17 protein-coding genes and 1 tRNA gene are annotated in these 21,367 nt (G+C 44.3%); 10 read left to right on the top strand and 8 right to left on the bottom strand.

Annotation, left to right across the window (positions count from 1 at the left end):
- Nucleotides 1-125: 125 nt before the first annotated feature.
- On the bottom strand, nucleotides 126-839 hold the full coding sequence (locus tag NBH06_RS08320; protein ID WP_040296270.1) for a DUF5715 family protein: 714 nt from the start codon (nucleotides 837-839) through the stop codon (nucleotides 126-128).
- A gap of 23 nt (nucleotides 840-862) precedes the next feature.
- Nucleotides 863-1,474, bottom strand: coding sequence for a SagB/ThcOx family dehydrogenase (locus NBH06_RS08315; RefSeq protein ID WP_008862803.1), 612 nt, complete (start codon nucleotides 1,472-1,474; stop codon nucleotides 863-865).
- 169 nt (nucleotides 1,475-1,643) lie between these two features.
- Between NBH06_RS08315 and NBH06_RS08310 the strand changes: the two genes are divergently transcribed.
- From NBH06_RS08310 to NBH06_RS08290, 5 genes are all read left to right on the top strand, one after another.
- Complete coding sequence (locus tag NBH06_RS08310) at nucleotides 1,644-2,888, top strand: Lnb N-terminal periplasmic domain-containing protein (protein WP_250793728.1); 1,245 nt, start codon at nucleotides 1,644-1,646, stop codon at nucleotides 2,886-2,888.
- Nucleotides 2,878-4,461: an alkaline phosphatase family protein gene (locus NBH06_RS08305; protein WP_250793727.1), complete on the top strand. Its 1,584-nt coding sequence runs from the start codon at nucleotides 2,878-2,880 to the stop codon at nucleotides 4,459-4,461. The genes NBH06_RS08310 and NBH06_RS08305 overlap by 11 nt, the downstream gene beginning before the upstream one ends.
- Before the next feature lie 103 nt (nucleotides 4,462-4,564).
- On the top strand, nucleotides 4,565-7,870 hold the full coding sequence (gene secA / locus NBH06_RS08300; RefSeq protein ID WP_250793725.1) for a preprotein translocase subunit SecA: 3,306 nt from the start codon (nucleotides 4,565-4,567) through the stop codon (nucleotides 7,868-7,870).
- A gap of 1,014 nt (nucleotides 7,871-8,884) precedes the next feature.
- Nucleotides 8,885-9,499, top strand: coding sequence for a hypothetical protein (locus NBH06_RS08295; protein ID WP_250793724.1), 615 nt, complete (start codon nucleotides 8,885-8,887; stop codon nucleotides 9,497-9,499).
- Nucleotides 9,493-9,777 carry a winged helix-turn-helix domain-containing protein gene (locus tag NBH06_RS08290; protein ID WP_250793723.1) on the top strand — a complete coding sequence of 95 codons (285 nt, stop codon included), beginning with the start codon at nucleotides 9,493-9,495 and terminating at the stop codon, nucleotides 9,775-9,777. The genes NBH06_RS08295 and NBH06_RS08290 overlap by 7 nt, the downstream gene beginning before the upstream one ends.
- An 84-nt stretch (nucleotides 9,778-9,861) precedes the next feature.
- On the opposite strand, the gene trxA is transcribed toward NBH06_RS08290, so the two are convergent.
- The 4 genes from trxA to NBH06_RS08270 form a co-directional block, all read right to left on the bottom strand.
- Entirely contained in the window at nucleotides 9,862-10,176 is a 315-nt protein-coding gene (trxA, locus tag NBH06_RS08285; RefSeq protein WP_008862796.1) for a thioredoxin, read from the bottom strand.
- A 78-nt stretch (nucleotides 10,177-10,254) separates the two neighbouring features.
- Nucleotides 10,255-14,136, bottom strand: a complete 3,882-nt coding sequence (gene dnaE, locus NBH06_RS08280) for a DNA polymerase III subunit alpha (RefSeq protein WP_250793721.1) — start codon at nucleotides 14,134-14,136, stop codon at nucleotides 10,255-10,257.
- 226 nt (nucleotides 14,137-14,362) lie between these two features.
- On the bottom strand, nucleotides 14,363-15,535 hold the full coding sequence (locus NBH06_RS08275; protein ID WP_250793720.1) for a M24 family metallopeptidase: 1,173 nt from the start codon (nucleotides 15,533-15,535) through the stop codon (nucleotides 14,363-14,365).
- Between the two features lie 2 nt (nucleotides 15,536-15,537).
- Complete coding sequence (locus tag NBH06_RS08270) at nucleotides 15,538-16,191, bottom strand: HAD family hydrolase (protein ID WP_250793718.1); 654 nt, start codon at nucleotides 16,189-16,191, stop codon at nucleotides 15,538-15,540.
- Nucleotides 16,192-16,927: 736 nt separating this feature from the next.
- Here NBH06_RS08270 and NBH06_RS08265 point away from each other — a divergent pair.
- Both NBH06_RS08265 and NBH06_RS08260 read left to right on the top strand, forming a co-directional pair.
- Nucleotides 16,928-17,272 (top strand): type II toxin-antitoxin system RelE/ParE family toxin, encoded by a 345-nt coding sequence (locus NBH06_RS08265; RefSeq protein ID WP_250793716.1) that lies wholly within the window; start codon nucleotides 16,928-16,930, stop codon nucleotides 17,270-17,272.
- Nucleotides 17,273-17,275: 3 nt separating this feature from the next.
- Complete coding sequence (locus tag NBH06_RS08260) at nucleotides 17,276-17,617, top strand: helix-turn-helix domain-containing protein (RefSeq protein ID WP_250793715.1); 342 nt, start codon at nucleotides 17,276-17,278, stop codon at nucleotides 17,615-17,617.
- A gap of 551 nt (nucleotides 17,618-18,168) precedes the next feature.
- Here NBH06_RS08260 and NBH06_RS08255 read toward each other — a convergent pair.
- Nucleotides 18,169-18,240 (bottom strand) — tRNA-Arg (locus tag NBH06_RS08255).
- A gap of 122 nt (nucleotides 18,241-18,362) precedes the next feature.
- Between NBH06_RS08255 and ung the strand changes: the two genes are divergently transcribed.
- Genes ung through NBH06_RS08240 form a run of 3 tightly spaced genes read left to right on the top strand, consistent with a single transcriptional unit; the run spans nucleotide 18,363 to nucleotide 20,638 of the window.
- Nucleotides 18,363-19,025 carry a uracil-DNA glycosylase gene (gene ung, locus NBH06_RS08250; RefSeq protein WP_250793713.1) on the top strand — a complete coding sequence of 221 codons (663 nt, stop codon included), beginning with the start codon at nucleotides 18,363-18,365 and terminating at the stop codon, nucleotides 19,023-19,025.
- A gap of 4 nt (nucleotides 19,026-19,029) precedes the next feature.
- Complete coding sequence (locus tag NBH06_RS08245; RefSeq protein WP_195634485.1) at nucleotides 19,030-19,506, top strand: C-GCAxxG-C-C family protein; 477 nt, start codon at nucleotides 19,030-19,032, stop codon at nucleotides 19,504-19,506.
- Nucleotides 19,507-19,537: 31 nt separating this feature from the next.
- Complete coding sequence (locus NBH06_RS08240; RefSeq protein WP_350449414.1) at nucleotides 19,538-20,638, top strand: acyltransferase family protein; 1,101 nt, start codon at nucleotides 19,538-19,540, stop codon at nucleotides 20,636-20,638.
- Here NBH06_RS08240 and NBH06_RS08235 read toward each other — a convergent pair.
- Nucleotides 20,629-21,366 (bottom strand): hypothetical protein, encoded by a 738-nt coding sequence (locus NBH06_RS08235; RefSeq protein WP_021890960.1) that lies wholly within the window; start codon nucleotides 21,364-21,366, stop codon nucleotides 20,629-20,631. The genes NBH06_RS08240 and NBH06_RS08235 overlap by 10 nt on opposite strands.
- Between the last annotated feature and the right edge of the window lies 1 nt (nucleotide 21,367).

The following is a 21,367-nucleotide window of genomic DNA, read 5'->3' as shown; positions in this document are numbered from 1 at the left end:
TGAGTGCAGAGACAAACGAAAATCTTGTTTCCGATTTGGCTATGCCGAACCGCATCGTATCTTCGTTGTGACAAAGATAATAATTTTTCACGAAAGGCCGGTCGATTGTACGGTTGTCGTTTGATTTATCTCGCCGTAATGTGGAAACAGCCTTGTCGTATTTCGTATTTGATGTAGCATTTGTGTTCTTTGCGTAAATCGTACAGAACCTCGCCGAGTAAAATTCGTAGTCGGTCGGAGGGTACGAAATAGGTCGAGTCGGTTACGTTGTATCGATTGTAGGCTATGTCGAAAGTCGTGCCGTAACGGTGTGCCGAGTTTTCGCTGGCGTTTGTATTTCGCCGGCGTAACGACTTTATCGATTCATCGGAACGCAATGCGCTGGTGAGAATAATTTGTCTTCCTCCCGAACCTCGGTTCGTTAACGAGTCTTGGAAGTTTTTGCCTATCTTCATGAGCAACCATTTGGTTTTGGGAGTCAGATATGGGATCGAATGAGTCAGTTTATCGACGGTGTAGTATTCACAACTGTCTATTTTAGCAAGTTTCCAGAATCCCAAATTCCGGGCATCATCGAGCGATTCCAATGGTTCTATCCCGTTCTTTTTGGCAACAGCAAGATGTTTGTCGTTCAAGTCGTTGAATAGTTTGCGGAAACTGGAATATCGTACAGGACTCTTTTTCCAGCCGGTTGTGCGCGGTTGGGGTTGTTGTTTTACTTCGAATGTATCGATAAGAGAACTTTCCGGGTAATCAGATTCGACCTGTTTGCCTTTGCAGCCAGATAAAAAAGACAGGAATATAACGATCGTAAAAAAGAGAAATGAGAACCGTCGCATGATGTAAGGTTTTTCCGGAGAAATCATTTAGCCGGATAGCCGACAGTCTGGGTCAATACTACTTTTTGTTTTTCGTTCAGCTTTAATATTTTTGCCAATTCATCGCCATTGAACGAGCCGCGAACGACTGTACCCAAACCGACCGAGGCACAATAGAGATAAATGTTCTGGGAGATGAATCCGCAATCGACGAACATCATGTCGTTACCCGGCGCTTTTTCCAAATCGGCAGTAAAAATAATGTTGAGAGGCGCAGTGTGTACGAACGGTTGCATGCCTGCGTTTTCCCGGAAATCTCCTTTGGCGATTTCCGCCAGTTTATTCTGTTTGGCATCATAGAGATAGACCCCTTGTGCCGTGACGATATATAGTGAAATTTCTTGACGATTCATGGCCGAAGGCGCCGTACGCTTGTCTTCTCGGTTGTATCCCCATGCCGCCCACAATAGGTTGGAAAGGGTTTGTGAGTCTATATTCTTTTGTGTATCGAAGTCGCGTGTCGAGGCGCGTTTGGAGAGAACCTGCAAGAGAGGTTCTCCGCCCTGTTTTTGCGGGGAGGGGAGTTTTATGTCTTGTGCAATCGAGAGTAAGCTGCTTGTTACGAATAGAGATAATAGTAAACCTTTGATTTTCATAATACTCTGTTTTGTGTTTCGAACAAAGATAAAAAATTATTCGGTAGAGTGTGGAAATAAAAATGTGAAATTTATCAAAGTCAAAGAAAATAAAAGAGTTACATACCGAGGTAATTAGATGGAAAGTTGTACTTTTACACCGATTTTGCTGCAATAATGTGGAGTGTTTATGAAGAAGAAACTATATATAATTCTGGGTTTTATTCTTGTGGCCTTGTTTTCGAACGAGAAAATACAAGCGCAGGAATCAAAACCGGGAATCTTGCCCGATACTTTACAAGTGAGTTTATTGACTTGCGGACCCGGAACGGAGGTGTATGAATTGTTCGGTCATACGGCGCTGCGGGTGAAACAGCAGAGACCCGGAGGTTTCGATTATGTTTTCAATTATGGCATGTTTAATTTCGATGCTCCCGGCTTTATCTGGCGGTTCACGAAAGGTGAAACCGATTATTGTTTAGGAATAAACGATTTTCCCGATTTCTTATTAAATTATCAGTTTCGGGAATCGAAGGTCGATGAGCAGGTGTTGAACTTGACACCCATACAAAGCAGAGCCTTATTCGAGGCTCTGTTGGTTAATGCCATGCCTCAGAACCGGGTTTACCGGTATAATTTCCTGTTCGATAATTGTGCTACCCGTCCTCGTAATATGGTAGAGATGGTATTGGATAACAAGGTGCGATATAAAGAGCCGGGGGAGTCTTTGCCTACTTTTCGCGAGGAGATAGACCGATATGCGGGTATTTGCCCGTGGTTGATTTTCGGTATCGACTTGGCATTGGGAAGCGGTTTGGATAGGCCGATGACTTATCGGGAACAAATGTTCGGTCCCGAAATATTAGAGAAAGCTTTTTCCGAGGCGGCCGTTCAAATGAGTCCCGACTCGGCGGCTGTCCCGTTGGTGAGCCGAACGGAGGTGCTGTACGATCCTGAGGTTCCGGCGTGTCCTCCCGAAACACCATTTTATTTGACGCCACTTTTCGTTGCATGGTTGTTTTTCTTCTTTGTCGCGGCTGTGTCGGTATATGGTATTTCCCGAAAAAGGTACTCCCGGGTATTCGATACAGTCTTGTTTTCGATTTACGGATTGGGCGGCTTAGTCGTGTTTTTCCTTATGTTCGTTTCTGTTCACCCGGCGACTTATCCCAACTATTCAGCGTTTTGGTTGCATCCCTTTTGGCTGTTGATGGCTCTTTTTATTTGGTTTAAATCTCTTAAAAGTATCGTTAGATACTATCATTTTGCTAACTTTGCAGGGTTGTTGTTATTTGTGGCCCTTTGGCACTGGATTCCACAACAGTTTAATGCCGCATTTTTTCCGTTAGTGTTGGTATTGGTAATTCGTTCGTTTACCTATTTGGCGGTATCCGTTCGTTTGAAAAAAACGGAGAAAAACAAAGATGAAAAATAAAGTATTAGCGACAATTCTCTTTTCTCTGCTGGTCGTACCGTTGGTGCAGTCTGCCGACAACAGTCCTCGTTTGGTGGTGGGTATTACGGTCGATCAACTGCGTACCGATTATTTGGAAGCCTTGCAACACCTTTTCGGGGAAAAGGGTTTTAAACGGTTGATGCGAGAGGGAGTTGTCTGTGAAAATTTGGTTTTCGATTTCCCGAATATCGATAAGGCTTCGGCAACGGCTACTCTGTATACGGGAACAACTCCGTTTTTTCATGGCATTCCGTCGGAGCGTTTTTTCAATACGGCATTTCTGCGGGAAGAGTTTATTCTGAACGACCCGTCCAAGATAGGGAATTATACCGATGAAACTTTTTCACCTGAACGTATTCGTACTTCGACGCTCAGCGACGAGGTAAAAATCGTGAGCGGAGGATTGGGACGCGTGTATGCCGTAGCGCCCGATGCACAGCAGTCTATTATCAGTGCGGGACATGCGGCTAATTGCGCTTTCTGGATTAACGATAGGAATGGCAAGTGGGCGACGACCACTTATTATCGTGATGTTCCCGCTTATGTCGAACAATTCAATTATGTGCGTTCTTTATCGGCTCGTATCGATACGCTTTCTTGGACTCCGGTTTATACGCCCGACCGTTATACGGCCATACCGTATCTGACGAATGATTTTTCTTTTAAACGAACGTTTGCCCGGGACGGCCGCGATAAGTTCGTGCAGTTTAAGACGACGGCCTTGGTTAATCAGGAGATTACCGATGTGGCCGTGGAGTTCTTGGATAAAGGACTTTTGGGACGCCGTGGTGTCCTCGATATGCTGAATGTCGGTTATACGGCCGGCGTGTATCTGAACAAGACCATACAGGACTACGGCTTGGAGTTGCAGGATACTTATGTGCGACTGGATAGGGATATAGCCCGTCTGCTCGATGAAATAGACAAGAAAGTGGGTCTTGCTAACACGGTCGTTTTTTTGACCTCTACGGGATATTTCAAGGGGGAGGCGAAAGAGTCGCCCATTTATAATATACCTTCGGGAGAATTTTATCCCCGGCGTGCAGTCTCTTTGTTGAACGTTTATCTGATGGCTCTTTACGGTCAAGGAGATTGGGTGATAGGTTACCAGAATCGACAGATTTTCTTGAACCGGAAACTAATTAAGGAGCGAGATGTCGATGCCGATGAAATGCGTAATCGGGCAGCTTCGTTTCTGATTCAGATGACGGGTGTACAAGACGTTTATACATCGCAACGTCTGTTGCTGAGTAATGGAACCGATCGTGTCGCCGCCATGCGAAACAGCTATTATCCCAAACTGTCGGGCGATCTCGTGCTGGATTTGTGTCCCGGTTGGGAGGTTGTTTATGAAGATGCGAATGATACCCGCGAATATGTTCGTGTCAATGCTGTTCCTGCACCGTGTTTTATTTTGGCACACGATGTGAAGCCGGTGCGTATCACCTCTCCGGTGCGTGCGACGGCCATCGCTCCTACCGTTTCTCGCCTTTTGCGGATTCGTTCGCCGAATGGTTCGGCCGATGCTCCGCTTCCCGAAATACAATACTAATTCATTCCTTTTTGCGGAGTTAGCAAAATTTGCACTATTTTTGCAGGGTATGTTATACCTTTGCCTTATAGGTAATTTTTAACGAATAAAACAAATACTTTATATGGGATTTAATGATTTATTAAAAAAGCTGTTCGGTAATAAGTCGCAGCGCGATTTAAAAGAAATAGAGCCTTACATTCAGAAAATAAAGGCTATTTCGCCCGAACTTGAAAAATTGTCGAACGATGAGTTGCGTCACCGTATCGATGTGGTGAAACAACATATTCAGGATTCGGTGGCCGATGACCGTAAACGTATCGCCGAACTGAAAGAGCATGTAGAAACGCTCGATTACGATAAACGCGAGTCTACATGGGAAGAAATCGATAAAATCGAGAAAGAGATATTGAAAAAAATAGAAGATGTTCTCGACGAATCGCTTCCCGAAGTTTTCGCTGTGATGAAAGAGACGGCGCGTCGATTCAGCCAAAATGAAACTGTCGAGGTTACGGCAAATGATTTTGACCGGAGCTTGGCGGTAGACCATGATTTTATACATATCGAAGGAGACAAAGCTATTTATGCCAATCACTGGATGGCCGGTGGTAACGAGGTCGTTTGGGACATGGTACACTACGATGTGCAGCTGATCGGCGGTGTCGTGTTGCATAAGGGTAAAATTGCCGAGATGGCTACCGGTGAGGGTAAGACTCTGGTCGCTACGCTCCCTGTATTCTTGAATGCTTTGTCGGGCAATGGCGTACATGTGGTAACTGTGAACGACTACCTTTCGAAACGTGACTCCGAGTGGATGGGGCCTCTTTATATGTTCCACGGTTTGTCGGTGGATTGTATCGACAAGCACGAGCCGAACTCCGAAGCCCGTCGTAATGCATATAACGCCGATATTACATTCGGTACGAACAACGAATTCGGTTTCGACTATTTGCGTGACAATATGGCCAGCTCTCCGCTCGACTTGGTACAGCGCATGCACAACTATGCGATAGTCGATGAGGTCGACTCTGTGTTGATCGATGATGCACGTACGCCGTTGATTATATCCGGTCCTACCCCCAAAGGCGATGACCAGATGTTCGAGCAGTTCCAGCCCAAAGTGGAAGAATTGGTGAAGATGCAGCGAAACTTGGTTACGAAGTTGTTGGCCGAAGCCAAGATTAAGATAGCTTCCGATGATAAAAAGACTCGTGAGGAAGGAGCCGTACTGTTGTATCGTTGTTTCAAAGGATTACCTAAGAACGGGGCGCTTATCAAATATTTGAGCGAACCGGGTATTAAACCTTTGTTGCTCGAAACCGAGGCTATCTATATGGCCGATAACAACCGTCGTATGCCTGAGATTACGGACGACCTCTATTTTGTAATCGATGAAAAGAATAACGGTATCGATATGACCGACAAAGGTCTCGACGTGATGACCGGGAAATCGGACGATCCTAATTTCTTCGTATTGCCGAATATCAGCGAGCTGCTTTCCGACCTTGAAAATCAAGGACTTTCTCCCGAAGAAAAACAAGCCAAAAAAGACGGAATCTTGCAAGATTACGCGATCAAGGCCGAGCGGGTTCATACGGTGAATCAGCTGTTAAAGGCGTATACCCTTTTCGAATTGAACGACCAATATGTGGTAATCGATAATAAAGTGAAAATCGTCGATGAGCAAACGGGGCGTATCATGGAAGGCCGCCGCTACTCCGATGGTTTGCACCAAGCTATCGAGGCGAAAGAGCACGTTAAGGTAGAGGCCGCTACGCAGACTTTTGCGACGATTACTTTGCAGAACTATTTCCGTATGTATCACAAGCTGGCCGGTATGACCGGTACTGCCGAGACCGAAGCCGGGGAGTTCTGGGATATTTATAAGCTCGATGTCGTGACGATTCCTACCAATAAGCCGGTAGCTCGTATCGATATGAACGACCGGGTATATAAAACCAAACGGGCGAAATACAACGCCGTCATCGAAGAAATCGTGAAAATGGTAGAAGCAGGTCGTCCTGTATTGGTAGGTACGACTTCGGTCGAAATATCGGAATTGTTGAGCCGTATGTTGACTTTGCGTAAGATTAAACACAATGTATTGAACGCCAAGTTGCACCAACGCGAGGCCGAGATCGTGGCACAAGCCGGACAAACAGGTACGGTCACGATCGCTACCAACATGGCCGGTCGTGGAACCGATATCAAGCTCTCGCCGGCCGTGCGTGAAGCCGGAGGTTTGGCGATTATCGGAACCGAGCGTCACGAATCCCGTCGTGTAGACCGTCAGTTGCGTGGTCGTGCCGGTCGTCAGGGAGACCCCGGTTCTTCGGTGTTCTTCGTTTCGTTCGAAGATACGGTTATGCGTCTGTTCGCTACCGATCGGGTAGTGAAAATGCTCGACCGGCTGGGTCTTAAAGAAGACGAGATGATCGAACACAATATGGTTTCCAAGTCCATCGAGAATGCCCAACGCCGGGTAGAGGAGAATAACTTCGGAATCCGTAAGCGATTGCTCGAATACGACGATGTGATGAATGCACAGCGTAATGTGATTTATACCAAGCGTCACCATGCTTTGATGGGAGAACGTATCGGCATCGATATTATGAATATGTTCTATGACACGATAGAGTCTTTGGCCGATACCTATGACGGTACGAGCGATTACGAAGACTTGTCGATGGAGATGTTCAAGATTTTTGCCGTGGAAATGCCTTTCGATGAGGAGAAATTCCGCTCCATGAAAAAGAGCGAAGTGATCGACAGCCTTTATGAGGCCGTTGTCGCTACCTTTAAGCGCAAAGGCGACCGTATGGCCGAGATCGCTCACATGAATATAAAACCGTTTGTGGAACAACGGGGATTATCCACGGGTATGATACGAGTGCCCATTACCGATGGCAAGCGTGTATTCGGTATTGCTTGCGATATAAACGAAGCCTATAAGAGTGAGTCGCAATCGGTCGTTAAGCAATTCCAGAAAGCCGTGTTGCTTATGACGATCGACGAGGCTTGGAAAGAGCATCTTCGTGAGCTCGACCAATTGCGTCAATCTGTGCAAAATGCCAGCTACGAACAGAAAGACCCGCTGTTGATTTATAAACTCGAATCGTTCAATCTCTTCAAAGAGATGGTCGAGACGATGAACCGGAAAGCCATCGCTGTTCTCATGCGGGGACAGATTTATATTCAGGAACCGCAAGATGTGCGTGAAGCAGCTCCCGAACGAAGGGAAGATTACAGCAAGTATCGTACTCAAAAAGACGATTATCCCGGCCAGTCAGCACAAGCTGCCGCTGCGGCTGCTCCTCAACAGCCCCGGGTCACCGAGCCGATTAAGGCTGCACCACGTGTGGGGCGTAACGATCCTTGTCCTTGCGGTAGTGGTAAGAAATATAAAAATTGTCACGGGAAAGGACTTTAATATCCTTTTTGTGTTAGTAATAATGAAGGCGGTTCCTGCAAAGGAATCGCCTTTTTTATGAAATAGAGTCGGTGGTTTAGTGATTTAGTAAAAAATTCGTAAAGGGAAAACTTGAATTTTAGAGATGAGTCTCTTGTCGATAAACATATTCCGGACATTTCGGTGAAGGGTTGATTCTTGCTTAAATTTCTATGCAAAGTGTATTACTCCTTCTCACCTGTGTTGCGGAGCCATATAGGAGAGAAACGGAGGAGCGGTAGCGACGAGGAGAGTGGTTAAAAAAGATAGTATATAGGATTTTTGACTGTAAGGATTAATCTCTCTCACCCTACGGGTACTCCCCCTATTTCTTTGGGAACACAGGGGGGGAGAGGAGGGGTAACCCTGTCACTACCGCTGTCGGTATTTTCTAACCCCTCCGTCCTTCGGCCACCTCCCCTATATTTTGCTGAACAAAATACAGGGGAGGAGTTTAAATAACCCTCTATTCATTTGTGTCACTTCCCTTATGTTTTGCCTTGCAAAACATAAGGGAGAAGGCTTACTGCCCTTCTATCGCATTATTTATCGAATCGCAGCATTACGGGGTGTGGCGTTAGTCATATTAGGGAGGTGTCACAAAGTGACGGAGGGGTTGAAAAAGATTATATGGGGTTAGAGGCATAAACGGACAATCTCCATTAATTATCGACAGAACTGTTTTAGTTTCTCCTTTACTTATAAATCGAGATGAAAGAAATGTTTTGTACAAGCTGGATTTGTAAAATGTTTTAGTTGAAAAGAGCGAAATCTCTTTTCTTCTCTTATCTATTAGAGTATGGAAAATTGTATAACAGAGAAGGTCTGTTGTCTCTCTTGCCAATGAAAAATATATCATAATAAAAATTTTTTAGAAAATTATTTGGTTTATAATATAAACCGATTTATATTTGTGCTGTAATTATAGCATGAAAAGAGAGTATATAGCTATATAGTTTATAAAATAAACCAATTTGTAAATCTAAAAATCGACTTATGGAAGAACAGAAAATGAATGAGAAAGAGAGTTTGGAACTCATCGCTCAGATGATTCGAGTTACAAAACAAAGCATCGGGAGTGGCAGTGGAAATAAATTTTTGATGTATGGCTATACGGCTGCTATTCTGTCGATCGTTATCTATGCTTTGGTTTACTTTACGGGAAACAGTGCGTGGAGTGCCGGGTGGTTCTTGATGTTTTTGCCATTTCTTGTCAGTAGCGTATGGGAGAAAAGAAATAGGCCGAAAGTAGTGACTTATACCGACCGCATGATCAACGAAACATGGAGAGTCATAGGAGCATTGTTTGTACTTACTGTCTTGACGATGATCGTATTGGGGTTTGTTATCGGTCGTGTCAATTTCGGGTTGATGATGCCGTTGGCTTTGTTGTATTGTGGTATGGGTACGTCGATTACCGGTCTGGTTATCAAGGAATCCAGCCTTACTTATTTCCCGTTGCTCGCGCTTGTCACGGCTATTTATATGTTTATGACTATGCCTTCTTTACATACGCCTATGGTGTGGCAGCTCTATTTCGGGGGATCGTTTGTCGTCGTGATGATTGTTCCGGGACATATTCTTAATGCAAAGTGTAAAAAAATATGTTGAAAGAATTAGATCCTTTGTTACACTCGCAGTTGAGGTTGGCTGTCATGTCGATTCTCTTGTCGGTAGATGAGGCGGATTTTGTTTATCTGAAAGAAAAGACCGGGGCGACTTCCGGAAACCTGAGTGTGCAGATAGATAAATTATCGGCGGCCGAATATATTCGGGTCAGGAAAGAATTTGTCGGCAAGAAAACAAGGACATCGTGCCAAATAACCGAAAAAGGAAGGGGGGCTTTCGAAGCCTATGTAAATACTTTAAAAGAGTATCTTAACTGGTAAAGAACTATTCTCTATTCCAAGACAAAGAAACCCCTCGCCTTGTATATATAGGCGAGGGGTTTATACGATTTTCTTTTCGGATTTTTACAGTAGTGCTTTGATTTTAGCTTCCAAATCGGCTTTCGAAGCAGAACCGACATGTTTGTCCACTAGTTTACCCTCTTTGAAAAAGAGCAAGGTGGGGATATTGCGAATACTGTATTCTGCACTTAAATCGGCGTCATCGTCAACATTGTATTTCCCGATTATCACTTTGCCTTCATATTCTTCTGCAAGTTCGTCTACCGAAGGTGCGATCGCACGACAAGGGCCGCACCATTCCGCCCAAAAATCGATAACTACCGGTTTGCCGGAGGCAATCAATTCTTTTGCATTTTCATCATTGATTTTCAATGCCATAATTTTATTTTTTACTGTTTTATCGTTTCAATTTATTTTACAACAAAAGTAGGTAATCTCTGGTTGAGTCGCAAACGATTATTCATTTATTTTGAAAGAGACCTCGTCGTTCTCGCTTAAAAAATCGATGAGTTCTTCCGTTATCATCGGTTTGCGCCTCGATCTCAGCCGTACCGATTTATCCAACTCCGAATCGTATATTTTGAAACTCAATTCTGCCTTGTGCTGGTGTGCCGGAGGCATAAATTCGGAAAGTGTCTGTATGAATCCGTTTTTTACCAATCGGGCCGGTAGCTCGATTGTGATGGAATTAAGTAAAGTACCTTTTAATTCGGATAGTAGCTTTATCTCCAAAATTTTCAAATCAATACGGCCGGGGGTGAACTTCGATGGTTGACAGCGAGCCCTTATCCACACGAAAGTTCCGTTATTGGCTCCATACTTTCCGTAGTCTATGAAGTCTTGGCCGAATAAAGGTATATCTTCGGCTCCCGAATAGTCTTCTATTTTAAGGAAACCATATTGACCGCCTCTTTTCCCGATTCCCGTTCGGTAGTCGACAACCACTCCTCCGAATGTCAGCTCTTTATTTAAGAGGGATTCTCGGTCTTTCAAATCGGTCATGCGGGTATTGCAGCCGTACAATAATTCCAATTTATAGGCATCGAGCGGGTGTGCCGAAAGGTACATGCCAACGAGCTCTCTTTCCTTGTCCAAACGCTCGATGTCGGAGAGGGGCACACCCCGTGGGATTTCGGGCGGGGTCGTTACGATGGGAGCTACGCTTCCGAATAAAGACGTAGCTTGGGACATTTTGTCATTTTGTACTTTTACACCGTAACGTACCAATGTTTCTAAGAAAATTTCTCCTTTGCTGTTCAATGCAGTGAAATCTTCCCGGTGAATTTCTTTGAATGAGTCGAAGGCTCCGGATATGGCCAATGACTCTATCGTTTTTTTACCACAAGCCGAAAGATTGACTCGTTCCACAAAGTCGAATATTCCCTTATACGGGCCGTTGGCTTCGCGCTCTTTGACAATGGCTTGTACCGCCGAGTCGCCGACTCCCTTGATTGCTCCTAATCCGAAACGGATATTCCCTTTCTTGTTTACCGAGAACTTATACTGGCTTTCGTTGACATCGGGACCTAAAACTTGAATCTTCATGGATTTGCACTCGTCCATGAATTTCGTGATTTCCGTGATGTTATTGAGGTTTCGACTCAGCACTGCCGCCATATATTCCGATGGATAGTTGGCTTTCAGATATGCCGTTTGGAACGCTACCCATGAGTAGCATGTGGCATGGCTTTTATTGAAAGCATAGGAAGCGAATTTCTCCCAGTCGGCCCATATTTTTTCGAGTACTTCTTTTTTATGTCCGTTTTTCTCGCCGCCCGAAATGAAAAGGGGCTTCAACGCATCCAGTTTATCTTTCAGTTTTTTACCCATCGCTTTACGCAATCCGTCGGATTGACCGCGTGTGAAATTGGCGAGCAAACGGGAGAGCAACATGACCTGTTCTTGATATACCGTAATTCCGTAAGTATCTTTCAGATACTTTTCCATAATAGGAATATCGTACACGATAGGTTCTTTCCCATGCTTGCGGGCGATGAATTGCGGTATGTATTCCATAGGTCCCGGACGATAAAGAGCGTTCATGGCGATGAGGTCTTCGAACGTCGTGGGATGCAGCTCCCTCAGATATTTTTGCATACCGGCGGACTCGAACTGGAATGTTCCGGTCGTCCGTCCGGCACTGTATAATTCGTACGTCTTGGGGTCGTCGATAGGAATAGAGTCGATATCGAGGTCTATGTGACGAGTTTGGCGAATATTCTCGACGGCTTCTTTGATAATGGAGAGTGTCTTTAATCCCAAAAAGTCCATTTTTATCAAGCCGGTATCTTCTATAACGCTGCCTTCATATTGGGTAACGAGCATTTTCTCTCCGGTCTCTTTATCGTCGGCCGTACTCACCGGAACCCAATCGGTTATATCGTCACGCCCGATGATAACGCCACAGGCATGAACGCCGGTATTACGCACGTTTCCTTCGAGCATTTGGGCATACTTCATCGTATTGGCCAATAGTTCGTTACTCGAATTGCAAGCCTCCTGCAATTCTTTCACGTTCTCGATGCAATTTTTCAGGTTTATTTTCTGGGCTTTCCCGTTCTTTTCGGGTAAACGGTCGGGAATCAAGCGAGTCAAACGATCCGATTCGGGCAACGGTAGTTTTTGTACACGGGCTACATCTTTAATCGCCAATTTTGTAGCCATCGTACCATAGGTGATGATATGCGCCACTTTTTCGGCTCCGTATTTTTCGGTTACCCATTGCAATACCCGCCCACGACCGTCGTCGTCGAAGTCCACATCGATATCGGGCAAGGAAATACGGTCGGGATTAAGGAAGCGTTCGAATAGCAAATCGTATTTCAGAGGGTCTATCTGCGTAATTTTCAAACAATAAGCGACAACCGAACCGGCGGCTGAACCACGTCCCGGACCGACCGAGACATCGAGCTCTCTGCGGGCTGCATTGATGAAATCCTGTACAATGAGGAAGTAACCCGGGAAACCCATCGTTTTCATGATATGAAGTTCGAAAGTGATTCGCTCCATAATTTCGTCGGATAGTTCCTCTCCGTATCGTTCGTGCGCTCCTTTGAAAGTCAATTCTTTCAGGTAATCGGCTTCCAACTTGATACGATACAGCTTGTCGTAACCGCCCAAATTTCCTATTTTCTTGTTCGCTGCGGCTTCGTCCAAAACGACATTCCCGTTTTCGTCCCGAGTGAATTCATTGAACAAATCTTCTTCGGTAAATTTTTTCCGATACTCTTCTTCTGTACCGAAGTTTTCGGGAATCGGGAAAGTAGGCATCAAAGGCGGGTGGTCGATGGAATAAAACTCTACCTTGTCGAGGATTTCCAACGTATTGGACAGGGCTTCGGGCACATCGGAAAAGATGTCGTTCATCTCCTGTTGGGTCTTTAACCACTCTTGTTTGGTATATAGCATGCGATTGGGGTCGTCCAAGTCTTTACCCGTACTCAAACAAATGAGTCGGTCGTGTGCTTCGGCATTTTCTTCTTCCACGAAATGAACGTCGTTGGTACATACCAGTTTGATTCCATGCTTGCGAGAGAGCTCTATCAGTCTATCGTTCACTACTTGTTGCAGCGGGTATGTTTCGTGGTTGGCTCTCGGTACGGTAGCTTTGTGGCGTTGTAATTCGAGGTAATAATCTTCTCCGAAGATATTCTTGAACCATAGGATAGCTTCCTCGGCTCCTTGAATGTCGCCGGTAAGGATTCTTCTCGGAATCTCTCCACCCAGACATGCAGAGCAAACAATCAGCCCTTCGTGATATTTTTCAAGTTCGTATTTGTCGGTACGGGGACGGGAATAAAATCCGTCGGTCCAGCCTTTCGATACCAACTTTACCAGATTGTGATAACCTTTCAGGTTCTTTGCAAGGACAACCAAGTGATAACCGCCCTCGTCGACAGCTCCCCGACGAATAGAAAAGCCATCGACCTCGTTGACGACGGCAGTACGTATTTCCCTCGGTGTGGCATCCTTGTCGGTAAGCCGGCGACGGGCTACGTACATTTCACACCCGAATATCGGTTTGAATATTTTGGCTTCGAGTTTTGCCTTTTCTTCTTGCAGGGAGGCCAATTCTTTTTCTTTGTCTTCTGCCTCTTCCGCGCCGCTTTCGATGGCTTCGATTCGTTTCTGTACACCTTTAATGGCATCTTTTGTCGCTCCGTTTTTCTTTTTTACCAGATTGAAAAACTCTTTTATCCCGAACATATTACCGTGGTCGGTCAATGCCAAACCTTTCATTCCGTCGCGTATAGCCTTATCGACCAATGCCGGAATCGAAGCCTGACCGTCAAGAATAGAATATTGGGAGTGAACGTGCAGATGAATAAAGGGTTGCATAAACAGATAGAATTTAGTTTCAGGGGCTTAAAGTTACGAAGTTATTCGCAGAGAAAAAAGGACACGACGATAGAAAATCGGCGGGGTTGCATCTTTATCCTTTACCCACGTTCCTGTTTTATGGAACGGGGGTAAAGGATAATGCATTTTAACCTCCTCCACTGCGCACGGTAAAGTGCGATAGGAGAGGTGTCATGAAGTGACGGAGGAATTCAAAAAGACATTTTTACGATAAAGATACTATTTCTACCGGAGCGTTCGTAATGGCCTTCATGCCTTCGGGTGTGATCGTATAGGTATCTTCGATTCCAACTGCGCCTACATGGGGTATGACAAATTTCGGTTCAAGAGCTATGACTTGATTCCCTTCTAAAATATCTTTCGAGCGCGGAGCTAAGACCGGAGCTTCATTAACTTCGATGCCTACACCGTGTCCGATAAATCCGGCCTTCTGGGTATGTCCCATAAAGTAATTTTCCAATCCGGCCTCCTTTGCTATCGAAATCGCCAGATTATATAAGTCGGCCGCCTGCACACCCGGTTTGCCCATTTGGCTTACAGCACGATGAATATCGATGGAACACTGGTGGGCTCGATGGGCTAAGTCGGGTAATTCCCCCACCGAATAGACTCGGGTCATGTCGGTCATGTATCCGGTGAAATTGCCGCACATGTCTACCATCACAGCCATGCCCGGACGAATGAGCGACCCATTGCAACCTACCGGTATCGAGCAGCTCAATCCGGCTCCTCCCATAGCAAAATCGTACGGTGTGGGAGTATCTGCATTATCGCCGCAAATGACATTGCCCATGAAAATCTCCATGCTTTGTCCGTTTATTCTGAAAAGCCCCAGATTCCCATGCAACCGCAACAAGCGTTCTATTTCTATCTGTAATTCGATATCGGTCATTCCGTTATGATAGACCGATTCGATACGATGATATACTTCGGCATGTTTCACGGCGGACTCGTGCAATAACCCCAATTCGTAATCGGTTTTTACCGAACGTACTTTCCGCATGACAGCCGAGCCGTTCGTTATTTCTGCATCGGGAAATACGGCGCATAACCGTGTGAAATCGCCGTGAGATGCATCCCACTCGATTGCGAGTTTACGGGGAAGTGGTAGTCCTATTTCGGTGAGTAAAGCCGGAATTTGTTCGGGTTTATGGATATAATGAACATTTTCTCCTTTCAACCCTATGGGACGGCGAACGAAATAAATCGCTTCACCCTCCGAAGGTATATAGGTATAACCGTTGAATACCCGGCCCGAAGAATAGTATAGATTGGCGTTCGTATTCAACAAAACGGCATCGGCATTTATCGACTGTAATACCGACTGTACTCTCTTCCACCGTAACGAAGCCTCGGGTTGAAAATTACTCGAATACATTTTTATTTAAGTTTTAAGAAGAAATTGGTAAAATCTTCGAACGAATCGAATGCTAATTCATAATCGTCGGTGTGTCCGAATCCGTAACGGGCATATACGAACGGTAGTCCTGCCCGATGAGTTTCCCTCCCGTCGGCTTCTATATCGCCCATATAGAGGGGGTGTTGCAGATGATATTTTTCTTTCAGTAATAACATGTTGTCACCCTTAGGTTTATGTGTGTCGCCGAATGAAATGGCCTCGGTGATGAAAGGGGTTATCCCGATACAAGACATGAAAATAGGTAAAGTATGGGTGTCGCAATTACTGACTAAAAACAATTTGTATTTCGAGGAGAGTTGTTCTAATCCAGAAACCACGCCGGGATAGGGTATACCGCCGTAACGGGACAATAATTCGGGTTCATGTTCCGCTAACTCTTTTGAGAAACGGTTTGCCTCTTCGTTTTTGATTTCTGGAAAGAGGTTTGCCAAAATCTTAGGAATAGGAATACCGATGTTACCGATGAGGCTTTCCCTCGTGATGTGAACTTCTTTTCCTGCTCGCAGAAATACTTCGTTCCAAATGCGGGCATATGTGTCTACTGCATCCCACAGGGTTCCGTCCATATCGAAAATTAATCCATCTGTACGGCTCCAATCTATTTTATTTTCCATAGTGCAAAGATAGTGTAAGCCGAGAGAAGGACAAAATGAGCTTGTCTATTTTTCGTATCGAATCATAGTCGGTTTCAAACTACAAAATTCAAATGAATAAAAACAGAAAGAAGGTGAATATAAAAGAAAAAAGTTAGGCTTGTCGATATTTAGTGGGGATATCGGCTCAGTAGGAAATTAATGAAGATTGTCCGTTTATGCGTCTGATCCCTCCATCAAAGATTATATAATCTTTTCAACTTCCTCCGTCCTGCGGATATCTCTTCTATATGGCTAACGTGACACCCTGTAATGCTACGACACGGCAGGGGAGAAGGACGAACACGATCCATCTCATTCGATAAATAATGCGATAAAAGGGTATTCAACCTCCTCCCCTGTGTTTTGTTCAGCAAAATATAGGGGAGGTGTCCGTAGGACGGAGGGGTTAAAAAATACAATCAAAATAATTCTGGGTAGTCTTTTTCAACTCTTCTCCTCAGGAACTACTGTTCCTTCGGTCTCTTCCTTATTGCTCCGCAACACAGGGGAGAAGGTTGAATTCTCCTTATCTTACCGGCAAAAATTACATGATAAAAGAATGTCGCAAAACTCCCCCTCCGAGCATTCAGGTAATGTGGAGTATCCAGACGAACGGCAAGCCGAGAGAGAAATTTTTCTAAAATAGAATGAAACAGATATGATTGTTTGCTAATTTGGAAACAAAATATTATCTTTGTCGAAGATTCAAACGAACATGGAAAAAGAAGCATTCCGTTTAATATTGACGAGTGAAGCCGAGTATTTCATAGCCAATTTGCCCGAAGCTGCCGCCGAAAAGGTACGCTATAACATTCATCGGGTTATGTTAGGTGAACGGAACAATGAGCTATTCAAAAAGTTAGAGAATACGGATATATGGGAGTTCCGCACTCTTTACAATAGAACGGCATACAGATTATTCGCTTTTTGGGACAACGACCAAGATACATTGGTAATAGTCACCCACGGCATAGTAAAGAAAACCAAAAAGACACCGAATAAAGAGATAGCAAAAGCGGAAGCGATAAGGAAGTATTACTTTGAAAACAAAAAATATTAAGATATGGAAACCGTAGGCAATATGAAGTTATACACCTTTGAGGAGGTATTAGACAAGCAATTAGGGAAGAAAGGCACTCCAAGACGTGACGCACACGAAATGAGAGTAGAGGAGGCTTTACATGCTTACCGTATCGGTGAGGCCATCAAAAAGGCGCGTCTTAAACAAAACCTCACACAGGAGGAATTAGGCGAAAAGGTAGGCGTGAAACGCTCTCAAATTTGTAAGTTGGAGAACGGTAAAAGCTCTATAACCCTTTCCACGATGCGTAGAGTTTTCCAAGCTTTGGGAATTACAACGGCCACCCTTGATTTGGGAATAGGCGGAAAGGTTGCTTTGTGGTAAGCATATAAAACAGTAATTATAACGAGGAGGGCGCTTTGTGCCCTCTTTTTTGCTTTATACTCTTATAAAGCATTTATAATTTAGGGTGTTTCCTGTAACCTTCCTAATTCCCTCCCCACTCGGTTAAAACGTCCAACTCGCAATCTAATTTGCCCTAAATTTGCCACTTATCAGTGAGTGTAAAATAGTGAGGAAAATTTTCCTCACCTTGTCATATCTATAAATTTATCTTTCATCGATGAGGTATAAAAGAAAGGGGGTAGCCGTACAGGACATACCCCCTCCTAATACCAGACAAAAAGGATAAATAATAAGGACATACAAATATAGAAATAATACTGAATAGCGCAGAACTTTATGCACTATTATGCAAATCTAAATAGGGGGAATTTCCCCTATTTATTATACGACCTTCATAAGGGTATTACCCGTATGATAATCTTCTGCACACGTATATAAGAATGGAGATAAAACAGGGGGTAATGTGTCGATTTTTGCTACCTAAGATATAATAATCGTCTAATTATTAGGCTATTTAATGCCGTAATTTGTACACCCGTGGGGAGTCGAACCCCAATCGAAGGAACCGGAATCCTTTATTCTATCCATTGAACTACGGGTGCCGATATAAAAAAGCTAGATTGTTTCTACTCAAAAATGAGAAACAATTCTTCATTTGCGTGGCAAAAGTAAGAAATATTTGTAGCTTTGCAAACAGATATAGTTAAAATCTTATTCGACTATTATGAATGTTCGTATCGAATCCAGCTGGCAGCAACGCTTACAAAGCGAATTTGACAAGCCTTATTTTGAAAATCTGGCGGCTTTTGTACGGCACGAATATGCTACTAAAACGGTTTATCCTCCCGGTAGTCAGATTTTTGCGGCTTTCGACGCCTGTCCGTTCGACCAAGTAAAGGTTGTTATTTTGGGGCAAGACCCCTATCATGAGCCTCGTCAAGCACATGGGCTTTGTTTTTCGGTTAATGACCATATTCCTTTTCCTCCTTCGCTTCAAAATATTTTTAAGGAGATCGAGAGCGATTTAGGAATTCCTGTTCCTCGGAGTGGAAATTTGACTCGATGGGCGCAGCAAGGAGTTTTGCTTTTGAATGCTACTCTCACGGTTGAGGCTCACGGAGCGGCATCACATCAAGGTAGAGGTTGGGAAACATTTACCGATGCAGTTATTCATAAATTGGCAGAAGAGCGGGAGCATTTGGTATTTATCCTATGGGGATCGTATGCCCAACGGAAGGGCGATTTTATAGATCGCAGTCGGCATCTTGTTTTGCAATCTCCACACCCTTCGCCTTTGTCGGCACATCGGGGGTTCTTCGGGAATCATCATTTCAGTCAAACTAACCAATATTTAGAGGCTCACGGAATCGAACCTATTCGATGGTAGCGGTATGGAAAGAGTAGATGTAGAACAAAGAGCGGAAAAGGCTCGTCGGTTTTTTCTGGAAGGATATAATTGTGCGCAAGCCGTTGTGTTGGCTTATTGCGATTTGTTCGATATAAGCCCGTCTTTGGCAGCGTCTATCAGTGCCCCGTTGGGTGGAGGCATGGGACGATTGAGAGAAGTGTGCGGTGCAGTTAGCGGCATGTTTATGGTTGCTGGGTTATTTTACAAAAATGATATCCCGTCGGATATGACTAAACGAAAAATCGTTTACAGCACGGTGCAGGATTTGGCAGAGAAATCGAAGGCCCTAAACGGTTCTATTATTTGCAGAGAGCTGTTGGGACTCGACCATAAAAGCGATAGTCCTACTCCCGAGGCTCGTACCGAAACGTATTACAAGCGTCGCCCTTGTGCCGATTATGTAGCATCGGCTGCTCGATTGATCGGTGAAAAGCTCAATGAGGTATCGGAAGAAATGTAATCTCATGTTATTTTGCATCTGATGAATGTAAATAAATACAAATAATGCTAATGAATGTGAATATTTAAAGGGGGGGGGTAATTTACGAACATTTACGCGGGATAAAAATCTGGATATTGTAAAAGGTATTGGTATTTTATTGATTATATTACATAATTATTTTCATACGTTTCCTGAGTTTCCGCCAGAATGTGAGTTTAAGTATGCTCCCGAAAATGTTTCCCGTTTTACCGAGGCCATGTTGTCTGGTAATTTACGCATTATAATTTTATCACTATTTTCCTTTTTAGGACATTACGGAGTTTCGATTTTTGTCTTTGTCAGTGGTTATGGACTTTCCAAATGTTATGACCACAGCGGGGAATCGAAGTGGTATATCATTTTGCGCCGAGCCATACAACTGTGGAAATGGCTCGTTCCTATGGCGCTACTGCTTATTCTCGACCGTTATTCGGGGCATACGCATTTTACCTATGCCTATCTGGGTAATAACAAGATTTGGACCGACATGTTGTTTATGCTTACTTTTACGGCCAATGGCCTTGCCGACAGATTTATCATTGCCGGGCCGTGGTGGTATTTCGGCATGGCATTTCTGTTGTATGTTATTTACGCATTATTCTTGCGGAAATCATCGGACAAGGTTCTATGGGGTATTATAGCAGGGGTGTGGACGTTGCTCATTGTGTTGTCTAGTCTCGGGTTGGATAACTGGGTTTTTGCTTTTCGTTATAACAGCATAGGGTGGTTACCGGTGTTTTGTGTAGGCATTCTCCTGTCTCGTCACCCTGTATATATTTCGTGGAGATGGATTTCTTTGGGAGTCGTTCTTTTTGTTCTGAGTTTGTTCAATCGCTATTTGTGGGTGGTTAGTCCCATATTAGCCCTCTTTCCTGTGGCTGCCGTTCTCCCGCTTGCCAGAAAGGAACCTCTTCAAAACGTTCTGCTTTTCATGGGAAAACTTTCAGCTGCGCTGTTTGTAACTCATGCTTTTGTGCGTCAACAAGTTCTTGCGCACGATCAAGCCCTTCCCCCAGAGATATCCGGGTTATTGTATCTCTTGCTTTGTATCGTTGTTGCGTGGGTATATCGATTGTGTTTGACCTGTTTTTATAAAAAGATTCATTTGTGATAATGTCCCTTTTCTTTCACCAAAACGACTTTTATTCTCCCGTCTTTCAGAATCGCCCTTGATCGGGAAAAGAAGGGTAATTGCCAAGCCCATCGACGATGTTCCCAAGTGAGTAAATCTACCGAGAAATCCAGATTCCTTAGAAAAGCGTAATACGAAGCCGGAAAGGAGAGCGCCGAAACAGCTCCGCTATGGGCTATTTGTTGAATGGAATCCAGTCTGTGTAAACATTCTGCGTCGGACAATTCGTCTATATGGGGAATATCCAGATAGCAAGAAGTGTAATACCCTTCTTGTGTAAAATGATGTAACGCTTTCCAATCACGAGATTCGATAATCAATTGATCTTTATCGACATCTCTCTGTGCCAGTAGTCCGGTAAGTGTCGTTTCGGCTTGTATGCAGTTACTTTCGTTCAGATTCTTTAAATCGAGCCAAAGTTCTCGGTCGGGGTTAGCTCCTAAAAAGTCGAGATAGGGCTTCAACGGTTCGCCCGAAGGTTCGTCATGCCCTATCTCGAATGTTGCTGAATCGGTGAGGAACAGCACGTCGCACTCAAAATTTTTATACTCCTGTTCAAACTCGTGCAACTTCTCGATCGAGTTCGTCCGGTGTAACCATATTTTGTCGATATAACGGCGTACGATTCGGTCGTTCCAAAACGGGATAGCCAATAGAGACAAACACAATATCAACAGCAAAAGTCCAGATAGACGAAGCCGTTTCATC

Source organism: Barnesiella sp. B2-R-119, from assembly GCF_023656675.1.
Taxonomy (GTDB): Bacteria; Bacteroidota; Bacteroidia; order Bacteroidales; family Barnesiellaceae; genus Barnesiella; species Barnesiella intestinihominis.
This window is presented reverse-complemented; position numbering and strand designations above follow the sequence as displayed.